The organism is Actinoplanes teichomyceticus ATCC 31121, assembly GCF_003711105.1.
GTDB lineage: Bacteria > Actinomycetota > Actinomycetes > Mycobacteriales > Micromonosporaceae > Actinoplanes > Actinoplanes teichomyceticus.
This window is the reverse complement of record NZ_CP023865.1, coordinates 3,684,144-3,702,304: the sequence shown is the minus strand read 5'-3', so window position 1 is coordinate 3,702,304 and position 18,161 is coordinate 3,684,144. Positions and strand designations below refer to the sequence as shown.

General features: G+C 74.7%; 15 protein-coding genes. 6 read left to right on the top strand and 9 right to left on the bottom strand.

The genetic code is table 11. From position 1 onward, the window contains the following. Window positions 1-69: 69 nt before the first annotated feature. Entirely contained in the window at window positions 70-1,296 is a 1,227-nt protein-coding gene (locus tag ACTEI_RS16300) for a hypothetical protein (RefSeq protein WP_211344351.1), read from the bottom strand. Between the two features lie 142 nt (window positions 1,297-1,438). On the opposite strand from ACTEI_RS16300, the gene ACTEI_RS16295 reads away from it, so the two are divergent. The 5 genes from ACTEI_RS16295 to ACTEI_RS16275 all read left to right on the top strand — a co-directional run bounded on the left by ACTEI_RS16295 (window position 1,439) and on the right by ACTEI_RS16275 (window position 5,841). Continuing rightward, on the top strand, window positions 1,439-1,768 hold the full coding sequence (locus tag ACTEI_RS16295; RefSeq protein WP_122978445.1) for an ArsR/SmtB family transcription factor: 330 nt from the start codon (window positions 1,439-1,441) through the stop codon (window positions 1,766-1,768). Beyond that, window positions 1,765-2,571, top strand: coding sequence for a cation efflux transmembrane domain-containing protein (locus tag ACTEI_RS16290; protein ID WP_122978444.1), 807 nt, complete (start codon window positions 1,765-1,767; stop codon window positions 2,569-2,571). Before ACTEI_RS16295 ends, ACTEI_RS16290 begins: the two co-directional genes overlap by 4 nt. Window positions 2,572-2,619: 48 nt before the next feature. Continuing rightward, window positions 2,620-3,747, top strand: coding sequence for a cation diffusion facilitator family transporter (locus ACTEI_RS16285; protein WP_122978443.1), 1,128 nt, complete (start codon window positions 2,620-2,622; stop codon window positions 3,745-3,747). Between the two features lie 182 nt (window positions 3,748-3,929). Next, entirely contained in the window at window positions 3,930-5,021 is a 1,092-nt protein-coding gene (locus ACTEI_RS16280) for a hypothetical protein (RefSeq protein WP_145831123.1), read from the top strand. 205 nt (window positions 5,022-5,226) lie between these two features. Then, window positions 5,227-5,841 (top strand): TetR/AcrR family transcriptional regulator, encoded by a 615-nt coding sequence (locus ACTEI_RS16275; RefSeq protein WP_239082695.1) that lies wholly within the window; start codon window positions 5,227-5,229, stop codon window positions 5,839-5,841. Window positions 5,842-5,871: 30 nt separating this feature from the next. Here the strand turns inward: ACTEI_RS16275 and ACTEI_RS16270 are convergent, their stop codons facing one another. Together ACTEI_RS16270 and ACTEI_RS16265 are read right to left on the bottom strand one after the other, a co-directional pair. Next, window positions 5,872-6,996: an NAD(P)/FAD-dependent oxidoreductase gene (locus tag ACTEI_RS16270; RefSeq protein ID WP_122978440.1), complete on the bottom strand. Its 1,125-nt coding sequence runs from the start codon at window positions 6,994-6,996 to the stop codon at window positions 5,872-5,874. Next, a complete protein-coding gene (locus ACTEI_RS16265; RefSeq protein WP_203723832.1) occupies window positions 6,993-7,193 on the bottom strand; it encodes a ferredoxin in 201 nt (66 codons plus the stop codon). The genes ACTEI_RS16270 and ACTEI_RS16265 overlap by 4 nt, the downstream gene beginning before the upstream one ends. A 361-nt stretch (window positions 7,194-7,554) precedes the next feature. On the opposite strand from ACTEI_RS16265, the gene ACTEI_RS16260 reads away from it, so the two are divergent. After that, complete coding sequence (locus ACTEI_RS16260; RefSeq protein WP_187646008.1) at window positions 7,555-9,354, top strand: flavin-containing monooxygenase; 1,800 nt, start codon at window positions 7,555-7,557, stop codon at window positions 9,352-9,354. Window positions 9,355-9,380: 26 nt separating this feature from the next. Here the strand turns inward: ACTEI_RS16260 and ACTEI_RS16255 are convergent, their stop codons facing one another. From ACTEI_RS16255 to ACTEI_RS16230, 6 genes are all read right to left on the bottom strand, one after another. After that, a complete protein-coding gene (locus tag ACTEI_RS16255; protein ID WP_164465986.1) occupies window positions 9,381-11,696 on the bottom strand; it encodes a PAS domain S-box protein in 2,316 nt (771 codons plus the stop codon). A gap of 182 nt (window positions 11,697-11,878) precedes the next feature. After that, window positions 11,879-12,817 (bottom strand): SCO6745 family protein, encoded by a 939-nt coding sequence (locus ACTEI_RS16250; protein ID WP_425321052.1) that lies wholly within the window; start codon window positions 12,815-12,817, stop codon window positions 11,879-11,881. A gap of 187 nt (window positions 12,818-13,004) precedes the next feature. Beyond that, window positions 13,005-14,822 (bottom strand): rhamnogalacturonan lyase, encoded by a 1,818-nt coding sequence (locus ACTEI_RS16245; RefSeq protein ID WP_164465985.1) that lies wholly within the window; start codon window positions 14,820-14,822, stop codon window positions 13,005-13,007. A gap of 556 nt (window positions 14,823-15,378) precedes the next feature. Further along, window positions 15,379-16,044 carry a GTP pyrophosphokinase gene (locus ACTEI_RS16240; protein WP_239082694.1) on the bottom strand — a complete coding sequence of 222 codons (666 nt, stop codon included), beginning with the start codon at window positions 16,042-16,044 and terminating at the stop codon, window positions 15,379-15,381. 417 nt (window positions 16,045-16,461) lie between these two features. Then, on the bottom strand, window positions 16,462-17,469 hold the full coding sequence (locus ACTEI_RS16235) for a sensor histidine kinase (protein WP_122978438.1): 1,008 nt from the start codon (window positions 17,467-17,469) through the stop codon (window positions 16,462-16,464). After that, a complete protein-coding gene (locus ACTEI_RS16230; RefSeq protein WP_122978437.1) occupies window positions 17,462-18,157 on the bottom strand; it encodes a response regulator transcription factor in 696 nt (231 codons plus the stop codon). The genes ACTEI_RS16235 and ACTEI_RS16230 overlap by 8 nt, the downstream gene beginning before the upstream one ends. Between the last annotated feature and the right edge of the window lie 4 nt (window positions 18,158-18,161).

The window sequence follows — 18,161 nt, the reverse complement described above, 5'->3', positions numbered from 1 at the left end:
GACCCCGGTCAGGCCGGCGCCTGCCCGGCACCGGCTTCCCGGCCGGGAGTGGCGCCCACAGCGACCCCGTCAGGCCGGCGCCTGCCCGGCACCGGCGGGCCGGGCCGTGGCGGCGCGCCCGGCACCGGCATCCCCGCCCGTGGCGGCACGCCCGGCACCGGCATCCCCGCCCGTGGCGGCGCGCCCGGCACCGGCATCCCCGCCCGTGGCGGCACGCCCGGCACCGGCATCCCCGCCCGTGGCGGCGCGCCCGGCACCGGCATCCCCGCCCGTGGCGGCACGCCCGGCACCGGCATCCCCGCCCGTGGCGGCACGCCCGGTGCGAAGGCCGCTGACCAGGCAGAGACTCACGCCGAGGGCCAGCCAGGACAGCAGCACCGTGACGGCGTGGCCGCTGCCGGCACCGTCGAAGAAGGCGGTGCAGCGCAGCAGCTGCCCGCCGGCGCCGGGCGGGAGCAGCTGCCCGAGCGCGCCGCCCCAGCCGGGCAGCATCTCGGGGGCGGTGGCGGAGCCGGCGAACGGGTTGCCGACCAGCATCATCAGCGCCGCACCGAGCCCGAACCCGGGGTAGCCGAGCAGCGCCTCCAGGCCGAGCAGAGTCGTCGAGATGGCGGCGACGGTCAGCGCGACGGCGCCGGCGTTGGCCAGGTAGGCCCCGCCGATCGAGCCGAACCAGAACTGCAGGATCGCCGCCATGGCCAGGCCGCCGGTGACCGAGAAGGCGAGCGCGCCGGCGACCCGACGGCCGGCGCCGCGCAGCAGGCCGGTGAGCAGGACCGCGGTGATCAGAGCGCCCATGACCAGGGGCAGGGCGGCGGCGCCGAGGCCCGCGCCGCGCGGGTCGTCGGCGGGCAGGGCGACGATGTCGCGTACGGCGACGGCGGGGCCCGGCGTCGCCGACCGGGCCTGCCCGAGCGCGGTGGCGACCCCCTGCAGCGTCTGCGCGATCGTGGCGCTGGCGGCCGAGGCGGTGAGCACCTGCGGGACGGCGCCACTCACGTCGACGGCGCCGTAGACCTCCCGGTCACGGATGAGCCGCTCGGCGGCCGCGGTGTCGGCGACCGGGGTGATGTCGAAGCCGCCCGGCAGCCGCTGCTGCAGGGCGGCGGTGACCGGGCCGGTCGCGGTGGCCGGCCCGGCGACGGCGATCGGCACGTCGTGCACCGACGAGCGCACCGAGGGCCAGGCAAATGCGGTCAGCAGCACGCTGACGATCACGGTGAGCAGGGCGACCACACCGGCCACCTTCGGCCAGGGCGACGGCGCCGGTGCGATGGGCCGGGTCTGCGTGGACATGACGACTCCCCTGAAAACGAACGATTGCTCGTTTTAGTGTGGAACCGCAGCCGGGACCCTGTCAAGAACGATCGTTCGCTTTAGTTAGGGGGTACCGGGATACACCTTCCACTGAATACATCCAACGATGTACTGTCGTGTCATGGAGACGGTGACGCACGGCCAGGTGCTGGCCCGATTCGGACATGCGCTGTCCGACCCCACCCGGGCCCGGCTGCTGCTGGCGCTGCGCGAGGCGCCGGGTTACCCGGCCGAGCTGGCCGACCTGCTCGGGGTGACCCGGCAGAACCTGTCCAACCACCTGGCCTGCCTGCGCGGCTGTGGCCTGGTCGTCGCCGTCCCGCAGGGTCGCCGCACCCGGTACGAGCTGGCCGACCCGCGCATCCGGCACGCCCTCGGCGACCTGCTCGGGCTGGTCCTGGCGGTCGACCCGGCCGCGTGCGCGGACGCCGCCGAGGACTGCTGCCGATGAGCCTGCCGCTGATCCCGTCCGCCCAGGCCGGTGCGGACGGCCGGGACGGTCCGGACCGCCGGGACGGTCCGGACGGCCGGGACGGTCCAGACGGCCGGGACGGTCCGGACCGCCGGGACTTACGGGACTCGCCGGACCGGCGGGACCGGCGGGACGGGCCACGCCGGGACCCGCTCGCCCGCCGGATCCGGCTGCTGGTCGCGGCCACCATCACGTACAACGTGGTGGAGGCCGTGGTGGCGATCGCCGCCGGCACGGCCGCGGACTCGACCGCGCTGATCGGATTCGGCCTGGACTCGGTCATCGAGGTGTCCTCGGCCGCCGCGGTGGCCTGGCAGTTCGCCGGTCGTGACCCGCAGGCGCGGGAGAGGACCGCGCTGCGGATCATCGCGGTCTCGTTCTTCGCGCTGGCCGGCTACGTCGCCGCCGAGTCGCTGCGCGCGCTGCTCAGCGGGGCCGACGCCGGGCACTCCACCGCCGGGATCCTCCTCGCCGCGGTGTCCCTGCTGGTCATGCCGGGCCTCTCGGCGGCTCAGCGCCGTGCCGGCCGCGAGTTGCGCTCGCGCACCGCGGTCGCCGACTCCCGGCAGACACTGCTGTGCACCTACCTGTCGGCGGTGCTGCTGGCCGGGCTGACGGTCGACAGCCTGTTCGGCTGGAGCTGGGCCGACCCGGTCGCCGCCCTCGTCATCGCCGCGGTCGCGGTCAAGGAGGGGCGTGAGACGTGGCGTGGGGATGCCTGCTGCGCGCCCCGGCCGCCGGCTGCCGGCGGCGATGACGGGTGCTGCGCCGGCGAACGGTGATTCAGTAATTCAGGACCGCCCTGTCGACGATCAAGCTGAGGGAACGCCATGTCCAGCAATCACCGGCACGACCACGAGCACGTCGCCGCCGCACACCGCGGGCACGCAGCGCACGACGGGCACCCAGCGCACGACGGGCACGCAGCGCACGGCGGGCACGCAACGCACGGCGGGCACGCAGCGCACGGCGGGCACGCAGCGCACGGCGGGCACGCCGGACACGACCACGGGGTGCGGGCCGATGCCGACCGGCGCTGGCTGACCGCGGCCCTCGCCCTGATCACCGTGTTCATGGCCGGCGAGGTCGTCGTCGGTGTCGTCGCCCGCTCCCTCGCGCTGCTCTCCGACGCCGCGCACATGCTCACCGACGCGGCCGCGATCGTCCTCGCCCTGATCGCCATGCGGCTGGCCGCCCGGCCGCCGAAGGGCGGTTACACGTACGGCCTGAAACGCGCCGAGATCCTCTCCGCGCAGGCCAACGGGCTGACCCTGCTGCTGCTCGGCGGCTGGCTCGGCTACGAGGCGGTCCAGCGGTTGCTGGCGCCGCCGCAGGTCGCCGGCGGACTGGTGCTCGCCACCGCCGCCGTCGGGGTGGTGGTCAACGTCGCGGCCGCCTGGTGCATGTCGCGCGCCAACCGCACCAGCCTCAACGTCGAGGGCGCCTACCAGCACATCCTCAACGACCTGTTCGCGTTCGCCGCCACCCTGGTCGCCGGTGTCGTCATGGTGTTCACCGGCTTCGCCCGGGCCGACGCGATCGCCTCGCTGATCGTGGTCGCGCTGATGGCCACCGCCGGGGTGCGGCTGCTGCGCGACTCCGGCCGGGTCCTGCTGGAGGCCGCGCCGCACGGTGTCGACGTCGACGCGATCGGCGCCGAACTCGCCGCCGTCCCGGCGGTCGCCGAGATCCACGATCTGCACCTGTGGCAGATCACCTCCGGTCAGGCCGCCCTGTCCGCGCACGTCATCGTCGCCGACCACGCCGACTGTCACACCATCCGCGGGCTGCTGGAGCGGCTGCTGCACGACCGGCACGACATCCGGCACACCACCCTGCAGGTCGATCACGCTGACGAGGTCGTCGGAGCGGCCGGCGACGAGCCGCACTGCGACGAGTCGCACGGCCCGATCCACCGCGGCGCCGCACCGGCCGGGCGGCGGGTCCACCCGCACTGAGCCCGGGTGGCCGGGCGGGCAGCGGCCACGGCGTCGGATCCAGCGGCGAGCGCCGGCCCGAGGCCGCCGGCCGGAGCGCGGTGCGCGGGCGGCCCGGCCGTCCACCGGCGTACCCCGGTGCGGCGCGCCCTGCGAGGATGGGCCGCGACCCCGCCGGCCGGCACCGCAGGAGGACCCCGACCATGCCCTTGCTCGCCCGTCTCGCCGCCCACACCGGCGGGCCGCAGGAGAAGACCGGCACCGACGCGCTCGGACTGGTTCTGGAGGATCCGGACGCCGCCCGGGCGTTCACCGCCGCCCTGCGGACCGGCTTCCCGGAACTGCCGGAGGAGATCCGCTTCGTCACCCAGCGCGGCAGCGAGGGGACCCGCCCCGACGTGCTGGGACTGCACCACGACCGGGAGGTGCTGGTCGTCGAGGGCAAGTTCTGGGCCGGCCTGACCGAGGCGCAGGCCGACGGCGGCTATCTTCGCCGGCTGGAGCGGGAACACCGGCTGCGGGACCCGGGGCACCGGTGCCCCGGCGTGCTGCTGTGGGTGTGCCCGCCCCGGCGCGCCACTCAGCTGTGGCGGGAGGTGCTGCGGCTCAGCGGCGCGCAGGAGATGCCCGCCGCCGACGCCGTGACGTGGCGGTTCGCGCGTACCGGCGCCGGTCAGGGCGTGGCGCTGGTGTCCTGGCCGGCGCTGTGCGCGACCCTCGAACCCGCGGGCGGCCGGGAACTGGCCGAGGACGTCCGGCAGCTGAAGCATTTCGTCGACGCCGTCGACCGGAACGCGTTCGTCCCCTGGACCGTCGAGCAGATCACCGACCAGGAGACGCCGCGGCGGCAGCACGAGCTGTACCGGCTCACCGCCGACGTCCGTGAGCGCGCGCAGCGCCGGGGCGTCCTGGACCGGGCCGGGAAGAACGCGCCGTCGCGTGCCGGCTCGGCCGTCGGCTGCGTCGTTCACCTCGGCGGGCACTGGACGGCCTTCCAGGTCAGCCCCGCGCTGCAGGCCGAGTACGGGGTCAGCCCGTGGTGGCTGCGCTGGTGGCGGGGCGCCGGGGTGGCCCGGGAGGCGCTGCGCCGGCACGGCCTCGTCGAGCTCAGGGACGGGTGCGCCGTGCCGGTGCCGCTGCGTGCCGGCGCGACCCGCGATCAGGTGATCGAGGAGACGGTCGAGTGGTTCGCCGGGCTGGCCCCGCTGCTGCGGGCGGCCCGCGCCGAGCGGGCGCGGCGGGGCGCCGCGGTGGCCGACGACGAGGACGCGGAGACCGACCGGGCCGGAGACTGATCCGCACCGGCCACCACGTCCGGGCCTGTCCGGACGTGGTGGCCGGTCCGGCGGCGACTCACCGCGCGGCCGGCCGAAGTAGACGATGTCGCGCCGCGGAACCGGCCGCCCGCCGTCGCGGCCGGCCGGCGACACGCGGTGACGCGACCCGCACGGTAGGATCGCGCCCTGCGCGGGACGACCACCAGAACGGATGTCGGCGAAGATGGACGGGACCCGGCGGGTGGAGCACACCCGTCAGCGCATCATCGAGACGGCCGAGCGGCTGTTCGCCGAGCACGGTGTCTTCGCCACCTCCAACCGGCAGATCAGCGAGGCCGCCGACCAGGGCAACACCGCCGCGGTGCACTACCACTTCGGTACGAAGGCCGGCCTGGTGCGGGCCATCGTGCGCCGGCACTCGGAGGCCATGGACGCCCGGCGCGCCGGGCTGATCGCGCGGTGCGCCGGCAGCACCGACCTGCGCGACTGGGTGGCCTGCGTGGTGCTGCCGTTCACCGAGCATCTGACGTCGCTGGGCACGCCGAGCTGGTACGCCCGCTTCGCCGCCCAGGTGATCACCGAGCCGGCGCTGCGCGAGCTGGCCGCCGCCGAGATCGGCGAGGAGTCGCTGCTGGGCACGGTGACCGCGGCGCTGCACCGGTGCCTGCCCGACCTGCCGGCCGCGGTGCGCTCCGAGCGCGACGACATGGTCCGTACGCTGATCGTGCATTTCTGCGCGCAGCGCGAGCGGACCGCCGCGCCGGACTGGGCCGCCACCGCGAGCGGCCTGATCGACGCGATCGAGGGCGTGTACCGGGCTCCGGTCAGCCCGGTCTGATCGGGACCGGGCGGCGCGGGCCGGGGCGGTTCACGGCGCCACGCCCAGCGCGACGGCCTGCCGCCACGGGCGGATGGCCTTGGGCGGCAGGCCGACGGCCAGGGCGCCGACCAGCCGGCCGGCGCGGTGATAGGCGGCCAGGAAGTGCCGCTGCTCCACCGATCCCTCGACGATCGACACGGTGTCGTGACCACGCAGGTAGCCGTAGGCGTGGATCTTCAAGTCGTACTGGTCGGACCAGAAGTAGGGCACCGGGGCGAACGGTTTGCGCGCCTGCGGGTGCAGCAGGTTGCGGGCGGCGGCCATGCCCTGCTCGGCGGCGTTCGTCCGGTGCTCGATGCGCATCGCCACCCCGAACAGCGGGTTGTGCCAGCGGGCGACGTCACCGGCGGCGTAGACGTCCGGAGCGGCGGCGCAGTGCTGGTCGCAGACCACCCCGTCGTCGAGCGTGAGGCCGCTGCCGGCCAGCCACTCGGTGTTGGGCTGCGATCCGATGGCGACCAGCACCACGTCGGCGCCGGCCGGCGCCTCGTCGGCGAGGGAGCCGACCGCGACCCCGGTGCGCAGGTCGACGCCGTGCTCGCGGTGCACCTCGGACAGCATCCGACCGATCGGCTCGCCGACCGCGTGCGCGAGCGGCACCGGCGCCGGCTCCAGGAGCACCACGTCGCAGCCGAGGCCCCGGGCGACCGCGGCGCACTCCGCGCCGAGGAACCCGGCGCCGACGACCGCCAGCCGGGTGCCGGGACGCAGGTGGCGGCGCAGGGCGAGGGCGTCGCCGACGGTACGCAGCACGTGCCCGCCGTCCCCGGGCAGCCGCCGCGGCCGCACCCCGGTGGCGATGATCAGCCCGTCGTAGGGCAGGTCGGCGCCGTCGGCCAGCCGCACCGCGCGTGCCGCGGTGTCCAGCGCGACCGCCCGCGTGCCGAGCCGCAGGTCCAGGCGCAGGCCGGCGAGCTGCTCGCGGGTGCGCAGGGCGAGCCGGTCGGCGTCCCACGCACCGGCGAGGACCTGCTTGGACAGCGGTGGCCGGTCGTACGGCGGATCGACCTCCTCGCCGACCACCGTGATCGTGCCGTCGAACCCCTCGCGGCGCAGCGTCTCGGCGGCGGTGAGGCCGGCGGCGGAGGCGCCGGCCACGACGATCCGGTTCACGACTCGACCAGGCGGATGGCGGCGGCCGGGCAGGCCGCGGCCGCCGTGCGCACCGCGCCGTGCCGCTCCCGGCCGGGCGCATCGTCCAGGACGACCGCGACGCCGTCGTCGTCGCGCTGGTCGAAGACGTCCGGAGCGGCCAGGACACACTGCCCGGTCGCGGCGCACCTGGACTCGTCGAGCTCCACTGTCAGCACATCGTCCTCCCTGGGTGACCGGCGCCGGCTGGTCCCGCTGACCGGATGCGCGGCCGCGCCGCCGGGCAGCACCCGGATCCCGCCGCGCGCGCTCGGGCGTCCCGCACGATCCCATGCAAGCAGAGCGCGCTGACCGCCTCCGGACACGAGCCTGACAGCACCCTAGCGTGATCCAGCTCACCGCCGCCTCCGGTGAGCCCCGGGGCGGTGGGACACCGGCGCACGGCTCGCCGGGTTCCGCGGGAAGACATTTCGTGGCGCTAGAGTGCGCTGGGCCACATTCACACTCAATCAGTTGCTTTAAATAAGGCCCTTGGGTTGGCTCTGACCACACCGGACGATCGCCGTGAAAGGGCTGCGCATGTCCCCCCACTCCCCGCACCGCTACCGGCCCGACGAACTGGCGGCACTGCGCGCTCGCTACCAGCGGGAACGGGACCGCCGCATCCGGCCCGAGGGCACCGGTCAGTACCGGCGGGCCGCGGGCGAGTTCGGCTACTACGCGACCGACCCGTACACCGAGCGCACCGAGCGGGAACCGGTGCACGACCGGGTCGAGGCGCTGGTCATCGGCGGCGGGTTCGGCGGTCTGCTGACCGGGGCCCGGCTGCGGCAGGCCGGGGTACGCGACATCCGGATGCTCGACGAGGCCGGCGACTTCGGCGGCACCTGGTACTGGAACCGCTACCCCGGCATCCACTGCGACATCGAGTCGACCGTCTACATGCCGCTGCTGGAAGAGGTCGGCTACGTCCCGCAGTGGCGCTACGCCCCGGGCGAGGAGATCCGCCGGCACGCCATGGCGATCGCCAAGCAGTTCGACCTCTACGCCGACGCGCTGTTCCACACCCGGGCCACCGAGCTGCGCTGGAACGACGACACGGCCGAGTGGACCGTGACCACCGACCGCGGCGACCGGTTCCGCGCCCGCTACGTGATGGTCTCCTCCGGCACCCTGACCCAGCCGAAACTGCCCGGCATCCCGGGCATCGAGACGTTCCGCGGCCACACCTTCCACACCAGCCGCTGGGACTACGGCTACACCGGCGGCGACCAGGACGGCGGCCTGCACAAGCTCGCCGGCAAGCGGGTCGGTGTGGTCGGCACCGGCGCCACCGGCATCCAGGTGATCCCGCACGTCGCCCGCGACGCCGAGCACCTGTACGTCTTCCAGCGCACCCCGTCGTCGGTCGACGTCCGCGACAACCGCCCGATCGACCCCGCCTGGGCGGCGACGCTGAAGCCGGGCTGGCAGCGGGAGCGGATGGACAACTTCCTGACCATCGTCACCGGCGGCCACGCCGACCAGGACCTGATCGACGACGGCTGGACCGCCACCGCCCGGCTGCAACGGCAGATGCTCACCGGCACGCTGGACCCGACCATCTCCGCCGAGGAACGCGACCACCTCGACGAGCTCGCCGACTTCCGCAAGATGGACCAGATCCGCGCCCGGGTCGACGAGATCGTCACCGACCCGGCCACCGCCGAGCTGCTCAAGCCCTGGTACCGGTACATGTGCAAACGCCCCACCTTCAGCGACCTCTACCTGCAGACCTTCAACCGGCCGGACGTCACCCTCGTCGACACCGCCGACACCGGCGGGATCACCGCGCTGACCGAGACCGCCGTCGTCGTCGGCCAGCAGCGGTACGAGGTCGACTGCGTCATCTTCGCCACCGGCTTCGAGGTCGGCATCTCCGGCGTCGTCTCCGGCACCCTGCCGGTCCACGGCCGCGACGGCCTGCCGCTGCTCGATCACTGGCGCAACGGGCCCCGCAGCCTGCACGGCTTCTCCAGCCACGGCTTCCCGAACCTGTTCCACCTCGGCGCCCTGCAGAACGCCGCCAGCGTCAACTTCGTGCACGTCCTGCAGGAGCAGGCCACCCACATCGCCGCCGTGATCGCCGAAGCCGCGCGTCGCGGCGCCCGCCGGATCGAGCCGACCGCCGAGGCCGAGCAGCGCTGGGTGGACACCATCCGCGAGACCGCCCCGGACACCTTCACGTTCCAGGCCGACTGCACCCCCGGCTACTACAACGGCGAGGGCCGGCCGCGCCCGGTCAACAACTCCTTCGGACCCGGCCCGGTGGTCTTCCACGAGCTGCTGCGCGACTGGCGGGAGAACGGCGGGATCGACGAGGTGCTGCACGCCGGCTGAGCGCGGGCCTCGGGGACCGGGCGCGCTCAGGACGGGGCCGCGCCGGCGGTGGCGGCCGCGCGCACGGCGCGGAGCAGCTCCGCGGTGCTGAACGGCTTCTTCAGCAGCGGGGCGGCCGCGTGCGTCGGCGGGTCGGTGTCGAGCAGCGGCTCGGCGTACCCGGACATCAGGATCACCCGCACGCCCGGGACCAGGCGGCTGACGTGCTCGGCCAGCTCACCGCCGTGCATCCTGGGCATGATCACGTCGGTGAGCAGCACGTCGATGTCGTCGTGGTGCTCCCGCACCAGCTCCAGCGCGTGCGGGCCGTCGTGGGCGGTCAGGACCCGGTAGCCGTGGCGGGTGAGCACCCGGGCGGTGGAGTCGCGTACCTCCTGCTCGTCGTCGACCAGCAGGATGGTGTGCGGCCCCGCCGCGCCGGTCTCCGCCGCGACCGGCCCGGTGTCCGGTCCGGTCCGGCCGGTCGGGGCCGGCAACGGCTGGTCGGTCGCGGGCAGCAGCACCGTCATGGTGGTCCCGGACCCCGGCTGTGAGGTGACCCCGAGGCACCCGCCGGCCTGCCCGACGATGCCGTAGACGGTGGCCAGGCCCAGCCCGGCGCTGTGGCCCTTGGGCTTGGTGGTGAAGAACGGCTCGAAGGCCCGGGCGGCGACCTCGGGCGCCATCCCGACACCGGTGTCGGCGACCCGGATCCGCACGTAGCGCCGCCCCGGCTCGGGCGGCGGCTGGTAGTCGCTCTCCGCCTCCCCGGCGCGCAGGTTGTCGGCGATGACGTGCACCAGCCCGCCGTCGGGCATCGCGTCGCGGGCGTTGACGGTCAGATTGACCAGGATCTGCTCCAGCTGGCCCGGATCCAGCAGGACCGGCCAGAGGCCGGTCGCCGCGTCGATCCACAGCTCGTGGCGCTCACCGATGGCGGTCAGCAGCAGGGTCCGCAGATTCTCCAGTACGATCGCCGGCGCCAGCACCTCGGGCCGGTTGACGTCGCGGCGGCTGAAGGCCAGCAGCTGCTGGGTGAGAGTCGCGCCGCGCTGGGCCGCGCGCTGGATCGCGGCCAGATCGTCCACGAACGGCTGCCAGCGCTGCGGGTCGCCGCGGGACAGCTCGCTGACCTCGTCGTCCAGCAGGACGGCGTAGTTGGAGATGACCGCGAGCAGGTTGTTGAAGTCGTGCGCGACCCCGCCGGCGAGCTGCCCGAGCGCCTCCAGCCGTTGCGCCCGCAGCATCGCCTGCTCGGTCCGCTCCCGCTCCACCTGCTCGGCGAGCCGCGCCCGCTCCCGCTCGGCCGTGACGCGCTCGGTGATGTCCCGGCTGACCACGAGCAGGATGTTCTCGGCGCCGTTGTTGTACCGGGTGACGTTGTTCTCGGTCGGCACCCGGACACCGTCCGGGCGGATCACGTCGGCGTAGATCACCGTGTGCTGCTGCTGCGACGGCGCCGCGAACACCTTGGCGACCTCCCGGTCGATGCGCTCGCGCGCCTCCGGCGGCAGCAGCACCGCGTACGGGCGGTCCAGCAGCTGCTCGCGGGGACGGCCGAGCAGCCGTTCGGTGCCCTGGTTCAGCAGCACGATCAGGCCGCGCTGGTCGACGCCGGTGATCGCGTCCGGGACCGCCTCCAGCAGGTCGTGGAACCGGGACTCGGCCCGGCGCAGCTCGGACAGGTCCCGCGTCGCCGTGATCAGCAGCGCGCCGTCGGGCTCGACGAGCCAGCTGAGCGTGGTCTCGCCGGGCAGCACGGTGCCGTCGCGGCGCATCATCCGGGTGGCCAGCGTGGTGGTCCGCGCGCGCAGCCCGGCATCGGCGAACAGCTGCTCCCCCAACTCGACCATGTCGGCCCGGGTGTCCTCGGGGAACAGCATCCGCGCCTGTTGCCCGGCCAGTTGTCCCGGGCGGTAGCCGAGCAGCCGCTCGCACGCCTGGTTGGCGAAGACGATCCGCCCGTCGCGGTCCATGCCGACGATGGCGTCCGGCGTGGCCTCCAGCAGCGCCGCCATCCGCGCCTCCGACCGGATCTCCCCGGTCAGCTCGTGCGCGACGCTGACCACGCCCCGCACCGACCCGTCCACCCCCTCGATCGGGGCGAACGACATCCGGACCGGGACCCGGGTGCCGTCCTTGCGCAACCGGACCGTGCGCAACTGGCCGGTCGGGGTCCCGCGCAGCGCCTTCTGGAACACCTGCCAGTCGCGCTCCGCGACGTCCGGCGGGTACATCATCCTCACCGGCCGGTGGTGGACCTCCTCCCGACGGTAGCCGTAGATCCGTTCGGCCGCCGGATTCCAGGCGGTGATCCGGCCCTGGGCGTCGCAGCCGACGATGGCGTCCGCGGTCGACCTCACGACCGATGACAAGAACGCCTCGACATGCTTCATCCCGGCTTGTTCACTGTCCCGCGCGACCACGACGCTCACCATCCGTACTGCAGGTCCTCCCCGGCTCGCGGACCGGCGCCCGGCGGGGCGACCGGCCGGGCGGGCCGGACCTGCGTGGGCTCACCCATTGTCATCCGGCGGGGAACCGCTCAGGCGTGAATACCGCCGTTTCCTCGGTCCCCGGGACGGTGAGAGCCGGCACGCGGCGTCTCCCGCGCGGCGGCGGCCCGCGCCCGGTCCGCACCGCCGAGGGCCGGCAGGCCGATCGGATTGGGGAACGGCAGCACCCGGCCCGCCGCCGCGGCCACCGGTTCCAGCAGCCCGGCCAGGCGTGCGGTGGCGTCCGGCCCGAGCGCCCGCCAAGGCGCGGCGGCCAGCTCGTCGGTGCGCCGTTCGACGCGGTCACGCGCGGCGTGCGCCGGTGCGGTGGCGGCCCCGCCGGCCAGCCAGCCGCGCGCGGTGAGCCGCTCGGCGGCCGCCTCCCACTGCTCGTCGGTCCAGCCCCGCGGTGGTTGCAGCACGTCCCGTGAGCTGTCCAGCGACGCCCGCCAGACCAGCGACTCCACGCCGTCGAGGCCGGCGACCAGCAGCGCCGCCACGTGGCCGTCGCCGCGGTGCTCGCGCAGCACGGTCGCGGCGTGCCAGAGCGTACCCACCGGGTCGTCCGGCCAGGGCAGGCCGGCGTTGGCGGCGGCCAGCGGCCGGCCGGCGAAGTCGGCGCCGGCCGCCTCGGCCGCCCGGCGCAGCGCGGCGGCGGCCTGCGCCAGATGGTCGGCGGGCACCCCGGGCAGCGCCGCGGTCAGCGCGGCGCGGGCGCCGTCGAGCCGCGCGGCCAGCGCGGCGGCCGGCGTCGCGCGGCTCCACACGTCGGGCAGCGCCCGGCGCACCATCGCCGGCGCGAAGCCGAAGAAGGTGGCGCACACCGGGCCGGGCCCGACCGCGCCGAGCGGCGCGGCCCGGCCGGCGAAGTAGCCGCGCCAGAAGCCGCGCAGCCCGGCGGCCTCGAACGCGGCGCGCGCCTGCGGAGCGAAATAGGTGACGGCGTGCAGCGGCTCGACGAGGGTCCACATCCGGCGGGCGACGTCCATCCCTGCATTGGCCACCACGGCGCCCCGGCTCGTCAAGGGCCGGGGCACTGCCCGGGCGTCCGGGACCGGCGGCGCCCGCCCCGCCGCGCCCGGCGCACCCGCGAGGCGCGGCCCGGCGGGGGGCGGCCCGGCGGGGGGCGGCCCGGCGGGGGGCGGCCCGGCGGGGGCAGCCCGGAGCCGCGGCGCGCTAGGAGATCGCGAAGCTCGGGTGCGGCGGCTGGTTGTACGCGGTGTTCTGCCAGGCCACGGCCTCGCGGTACATCCGGTCCTGCATCAGCGAGACGCGCGAGATGCCGGTCGGGTCGGTGGTGGAGTAGATCCGCAGCGCGGTGTTGTTCGTGGTCGGCCAGATGACCTCCTCGCGCCAGTCGCCGAGGATGTCGGCCTGCAGGGACGGGGTGGCCTTGGTGCCGTTGGTCGAGTGCACGCCGCTGGCGGTCAGCAGCCGGGTGTCGGCGCTGAGGCCGTACTTGTCGATGTGCGTGCCGTCGAGCAGCTCGCGCTGCGCGTCGCCGTCCCACCAGATGACGAAGTTGGCGCTGGACGGCTTGCGGCCGATGTTCTGCCCGGCGGTGTTGCGGAGCCCGGACACCGCGGACGACCAGGACTCGGCGCCCGGGCTGCCGGCGTAGATGTCGTCGGAGACGCCGCGGCCGTTGTCGCAGCCGCACGAGGCGTTCGACCAGATGATCTGGCCGGTGCGGGCGTCGGCCATCCAGGCGGCGAGCTTGGTCGCGCTCTCGTCGACCTTGAAGACCTCCAGGCCGGAACGGCCGGGGATGAGGTCACCGACGTGGTACGCGTCGCCGTGGCCCTGGCCGTTGACCCACAGGCCGGCGCCGTTGTCGTCGACGGCCATCGCCCCGTACAGGATCTCGTCGCGGCCGTCGCTGTCGACGTCGGCGACCGACAGCTGGTGGTTGCCCTGCCCGGTCCAGGCGGAGCCGTTGGTGGAGGAGTTGCTGTCGAACGTCCAGCGGCGGCTGAGCGTGCCGTTGCGGTAGTCCCAGGCGACGATGACGCTGCGGGTGTAGTAGCCGCGGGCCATGATGATGCTCGGGTACGACCCGGTCACGTAGGCGGTGCCGGCCAGGAACCGGTCGACCCGGTTGCCGTAGCTGTCGCCCCACGACGAGACGGTGCCGCGCGCCGGGACGTAGTCGGCGGTGGCCAGGGCGCGACCGGTCTGGCCGTTGAAGACGGTCAGGTACTCCGGGCCGGACAGGACGTAACCGGAGGAGTTGCGGTAGTCGGCGGTGGAGCTGCCGATGACCGCGCCGGTGCCGTCGACGGTGCCGTCGGCGGTCTTCATCACCACCTCGGCGCGGCTGTCACCGTCGTAGTCGAAGACCTGGAACTGGGTGTAGTGCGCGCCGGCCCGGATGTTGCGGCCCAGGTTCAGGCGCCACAGCCGGGTGCCGGTGAGCTCGTACGCGTCGATGTAGACGTTGCCGGTGTAGCCGGCCTGGGAGTTGTCCTTGGCGTTCGACGGGTCCCACTTGAGGACGATCTCGTAGGCGCCGTCGCCGTCGAGGTCGCCCACCGAGGCGTCGCTCGCGGAGTACGTGTAGGACACCCCGTCCGGGGTGGTCCCGCCCGGCGGCGCCTGGATCGGCACGTCCTGGTAGGCGGCGGCCAGCGCGGGCGTCGCCGGGGCGGCGGCGAACGTCTCCACCCCGGCGATCACCGGCCGGACGGTGTACGAGGCGCCGGCCGGCGCCCCGCTGTCGGTGAAGTTGGTGCCCGCGGTGATCGGGCTGGAGTTGATCCGGGTGGAGCCACGGTAGACGTTGAACGCCACCCCGGCCGGGTCGGACCTGAGCAGCCGCCAGGAGACGAAGTTGCCGCCCGCGGTGCGCAGGCTGACCAGGCCGCGGTCGAGGTTCTCGGTGGTGCCGGCGGTGGCGGCCGGCGCCTGCGCCCCGGCGGCGGGGACTCCGCCGGTGACCAGCAGGACCGAGGCGGCGGCCGCGGTCAGGCCGGTGAGCAGTCTGCCTCTGTGCATGGGGATCCCAACGTGATGGAGGACGGGGATGGGCGGCGGTGTCGGGGGATGCGCCGCGTTGTTCCGAGGTCGCTGAAAGCTTTCAGCAAGCGGGGCACGACCTCGGGCGAGGCCGATGCTATAGATGAACTCCGATGGATGCAACGGTCGGGCGGGGCACCGCACCCATCCGGAATGCGCTTTCCGCAGCTCGGCCGCCCCGCCGTGCAGCGACGATTCGCCGATGGCCGGGCGGCGGGCCCATCCCGGCGGCGCCGCCGGTCCCGCGGTCGCGCTGGTCCCGCCGGTGACTCGTCGCGCCGGTGACGCCCTTTCCGCCGGTGGCACTAATCCCATCGGTGGCGCTCGCCCCACGGTGACGCTGGTCCCACCGGTGGCACTAATCCCACCGATCGCGCTGGTCCCACCGGTGGCGGCGACCCGCCGGTGGCTCTGGTCCCACCAGTGGCGCCCGTCCCACCAGTGGCGTCGTCCCACCGGTGGCGCCCGACCCGCCGGTGGCGCTCGTCCCGCGTGTGCCGTTGTCGTGCCGCGCCGGCAGCGGCCCGCGCGGGCGTCAGCCGCGCGGCCCGTGGATCTCCTGGTGCAGCCGCTGCATCCGCTGGTCCAGACGGGCCGCGTCCTCGGCGGCCGCGGCCAGCTCGGCGCGCAGCCCGGCCGGCACGTGGGCGTCGTGCTTGTAGTAGATCTTGTGCTCCAGGCTGGCCCAGAAGTCCATCGCCACGGTGCGCAGCTGCACCTCCACCGGCACCGCGACCACCCGGTCGGACAGGAAGACCGGGATCTCCACGATCAGGTGCAGGCTGCGGTAGCCGTTGGGTTTCGGCTCGGCGATGTAGTCCTTGGTCACCACCAGGCGCACGTCCGGCTGGCCGGTCAGCATACGCGCCACCGTGTAGACGTCCGGGACGAAACCGCAGACGATCCGGATGCCGGCGATGTCCCGGATCCGCGCGCGCAGGTCGTCGAAGGTCAGCGGGCACCCGATCCGCCGCGCCTTGGCGGCGATGCTGGCCGGTGTCTTGAGGCGCGGGCTGACGTGCTCGATCGGGTTGCCCCGGCCGCGGTGCGCCAGCTCCTCCGCCAGGATGTTGATCTTTGTCCCGATCTCGGCCAGGCCGAACTTGTAGACCAGCAGGAACTTGTTCACGTCGGCGAAGCCGTGTGCGCCGAACGGCTCGCTGACGCTGTCGGCAGCCGGTCGCCGAGCGAGTTCGCTCAACCCGGGATGCTCGGTCGTCACAATCCGTTACCCCTCGGTGCGCTCGGTGGTCCTCCACAGACAATCGGCATTTCCGCACCGCACGGTAGCCGACCGCCGCCGCACCCGGACGAAAAGGGGCGACCACCGCCCGGGTGACCGGATTTCCCCGGCCCGACCCCGGCGGCGGACGCCGCAGCCGGACGCCGATCCCGGCGGGCGGACGCGAGGCGGGACGCCGATCCCGGCGGGCGGACGCGAGGCGGGACGCCGATCCCGGCGGGCGGACGCGAGGCGGGACGCCGATCCCGGCCGGCGGCCACCGGACCGGAGACCGATCCCAGCCGGCGGACGCCGGACCGGAGACCGATCCCGGCCGGCGGACGCCGGACCGGAGACCGATCCCAGCGGCCGGACGCCGATCCCGGCGGGGCCTGCTCAGGCCGGGGCCGGCAGGCGTACCTCGAACCGGCAGCCGCCGGTGATGTTGCCGGCCACCACCCGCCCGCCGTGCGCCTCCACCAGGCCACGCACGATCGCCAGCCCCAGGCCGCCACCGGCGCTGTCCGGGGTCCGGGCCCGGGTGCCGCGGAACGCGACGTCGAACAGCCGCGGCAGATCGTCCTCCGGGATGCCGCCGCAACTGTCCGACACGGCGAACCACACCTCACGGGCATCTCGGCCGGCCTCGACCTGCACCGTCCCGTTGGGCGGCGAGTACCGCACCGAGTTGGTCAGCAGATTGCTGACGATCCGGTTGAGCTCGGCCGCGCCGCCGGTCACCACCGGCCACCCGCTGGCGGCCGCCTCCACCCGGATGCCGCGGCCGGCCGCCAGCGGGGTGACCGCCGCGACCGCGTCCGACACGATGTCGGCCAGCGCCAGGTCGGCCGGGGTCAGCCGCAGCGCGCCGGCGTGGATGCGGGACAGCTCGAACAGGTCGTCGACCAGCCCGGTCATCCGGTCGGTCTCGGCCCGGATCCGCCGGTGGTACTCCGCGACCGTCGCCGGGTCGTCGACCACCCCGTCCTGCAGGGCCTCGGTCATCGCGCGCAGCCCGGCCAGCGGCGTACGCAGATCGTGCGACACCCAGGCCACCAGGTCCCGCCGCCCGGCCTCCATCCGCCGCTCCCGCTCCCGGGCCTGCGCGGCCCACACCGCCGCGGCGGCCAGCCGGCGCCCGAAGATCGTCCCGACCGCAAGGCTGACCATCGCCGACGCGCCCACCGTGACCAGTACCACCTGCAGGTCGTGCCCGGACAGGAACATCGCCTGGGCGACCGTGCCGACCCCGGCGACCACCGCGGCCACCGTGATCGCCAGCAGCACGCAGACGTGCACGGCGATCGACCGGCCGCGCAGCAGCCGCAGCACGAGCGCCCCGCACAGGGCGACGGCCGCGCCCGCGGCCAGCGAGTAGAGGCCGATCAGCAGCAGGTCACGCATCGCCGGCCGATTCGTAGCGGTAGCCGACGCCCCAGACGGTGACCAGCCGGGCCGGCGCCGCCGGATCAACCTCGATCTTCTCGCGCAGGCGGCGCACGTGGACCGTGACGGTGGACTGGTCGCCGAACCGCCAGCCCCACACCCGCTCCAGCAGCTCGGCCCGCGACCAGGCCCGCGCCGGGTGGCGCAGCAGGAACTCCAGCAGGTCGAACTCGCGCACGGTCAGCGCCAGGGGCCGGCCGGCCAGCTCGGCGGTGCGCCGGCCGGTGTCGGCCACCAGGTCGCCGTCGCGCAGCAGGGCCGGGCGCGGCGCGGCGGCCGGCCCGGCGCGGCGCAGCACCGACCGCACCCGCAGGGTGAGCTCGCGGGGGCTGAACGGCTTGGTCACGTAGTCGTCCGCGCCCACCTCCAGACCGAGCACCCGGTCGCTCTCCTCCCCCAGCGCGGTCAGCATGACCACGGGCAGGCCCGGCTGGTCACGCTGCAGGCGGCGGCACACCTCGAGGCCGTCGACGCCACCGAGCATCAGGTCGAGCACCACCAGATCGGGGCGTTCGGCGTCGACGGCGGCGAGCGCGGCGAGGCCGTCCCCGGCCAGCCGCACCCGGCAGCCGTCCTGTTCGAGATAGCGGCGCACCACGTCGCTGACGGTCGGATCGTCGTCCACGACCAGCACCTGAGGGGTCACCCCG

What these genes read in the sequence shown, in the direction of transcription:
- ACTEI_RS16250 (WP_425321052.1), bottom strand. Translation starts at nt 12,817, where the DNA reads ATGGACGTCGCCCGCCGGATGTGGACCCTCGTCGAGCCGCTGCACGCC.
- ACTEI_RS16235 (WP_122978438.1), bottom strand. Translation starts at nt 17,469, where the DNA reads ATGCGTGACCTGCTGCTGATCGGCCTCTACTCGCTGGCCGCGGGCGCG.
- ACTEI_RS16275 (WP_239082695.1), top strand. Translation starts at nt 5,227, where the DNA reads ATGGACGGGACCCGGCGGGTGGAGCACACCCGTCAGCGCATCATCGAG.
- ACTEI_RS16300 (WP_211344351.1), bottom strand. Translation starts at nt 1,296, where the DNA reads ATGTCCACGCAGACCCGGCCCATCGCACCGGCGCCGTCGCCCTGGCCG.
- ACTEI_RS16245 (WP_164465985.1), bottom strand. Translation starts at nt 14,822, where the DNA reads ATGCACAGAGGCAGACTGCTCACCGGCCTGACCGCGGCCGCCGCCTCG.
- ACTEI_RS16295 (WP_122978445.1), top strand. Translation starts at nt 1,439, where the DNA reads ATGGAGACGGTGACGCACGGCCAGGTGCTGGCCCGATTCGGACATGCG.
- ACTEI_RS16290 (WP_122978444.1), top strand. Translation starts at nt 1,765, where the DNA reads ATGAGCCTGCCGCTGATCCCGTCCGCCCAGGCCGGTGCGGACGGCCGG.
- ACTEI_RS16280 (WP_145831123.1), top strand. Translation starts at nt 3,930, where the DNA reads ATGCCCTTGCTCGCCCGTCTCGCCGCCCACACCGGCGGGCCGCAGGAG.
- ACTEI_RS16285 (WP_122978443.1), top strand. Translation starts at nt 2,620, where the DNA reads ATGTCCAGCAATCACCGGCACGACCACGAGCACGTCGCCGCCGCACAC.
- ACTEI_RS16260 (WP_187646008.1), top strand. Translation starts at nt 7,555, where the DNA reads ATGTCCCCCCACTCCCCGCACCGCTACCGGCCCGACGAACTGGCGGCA.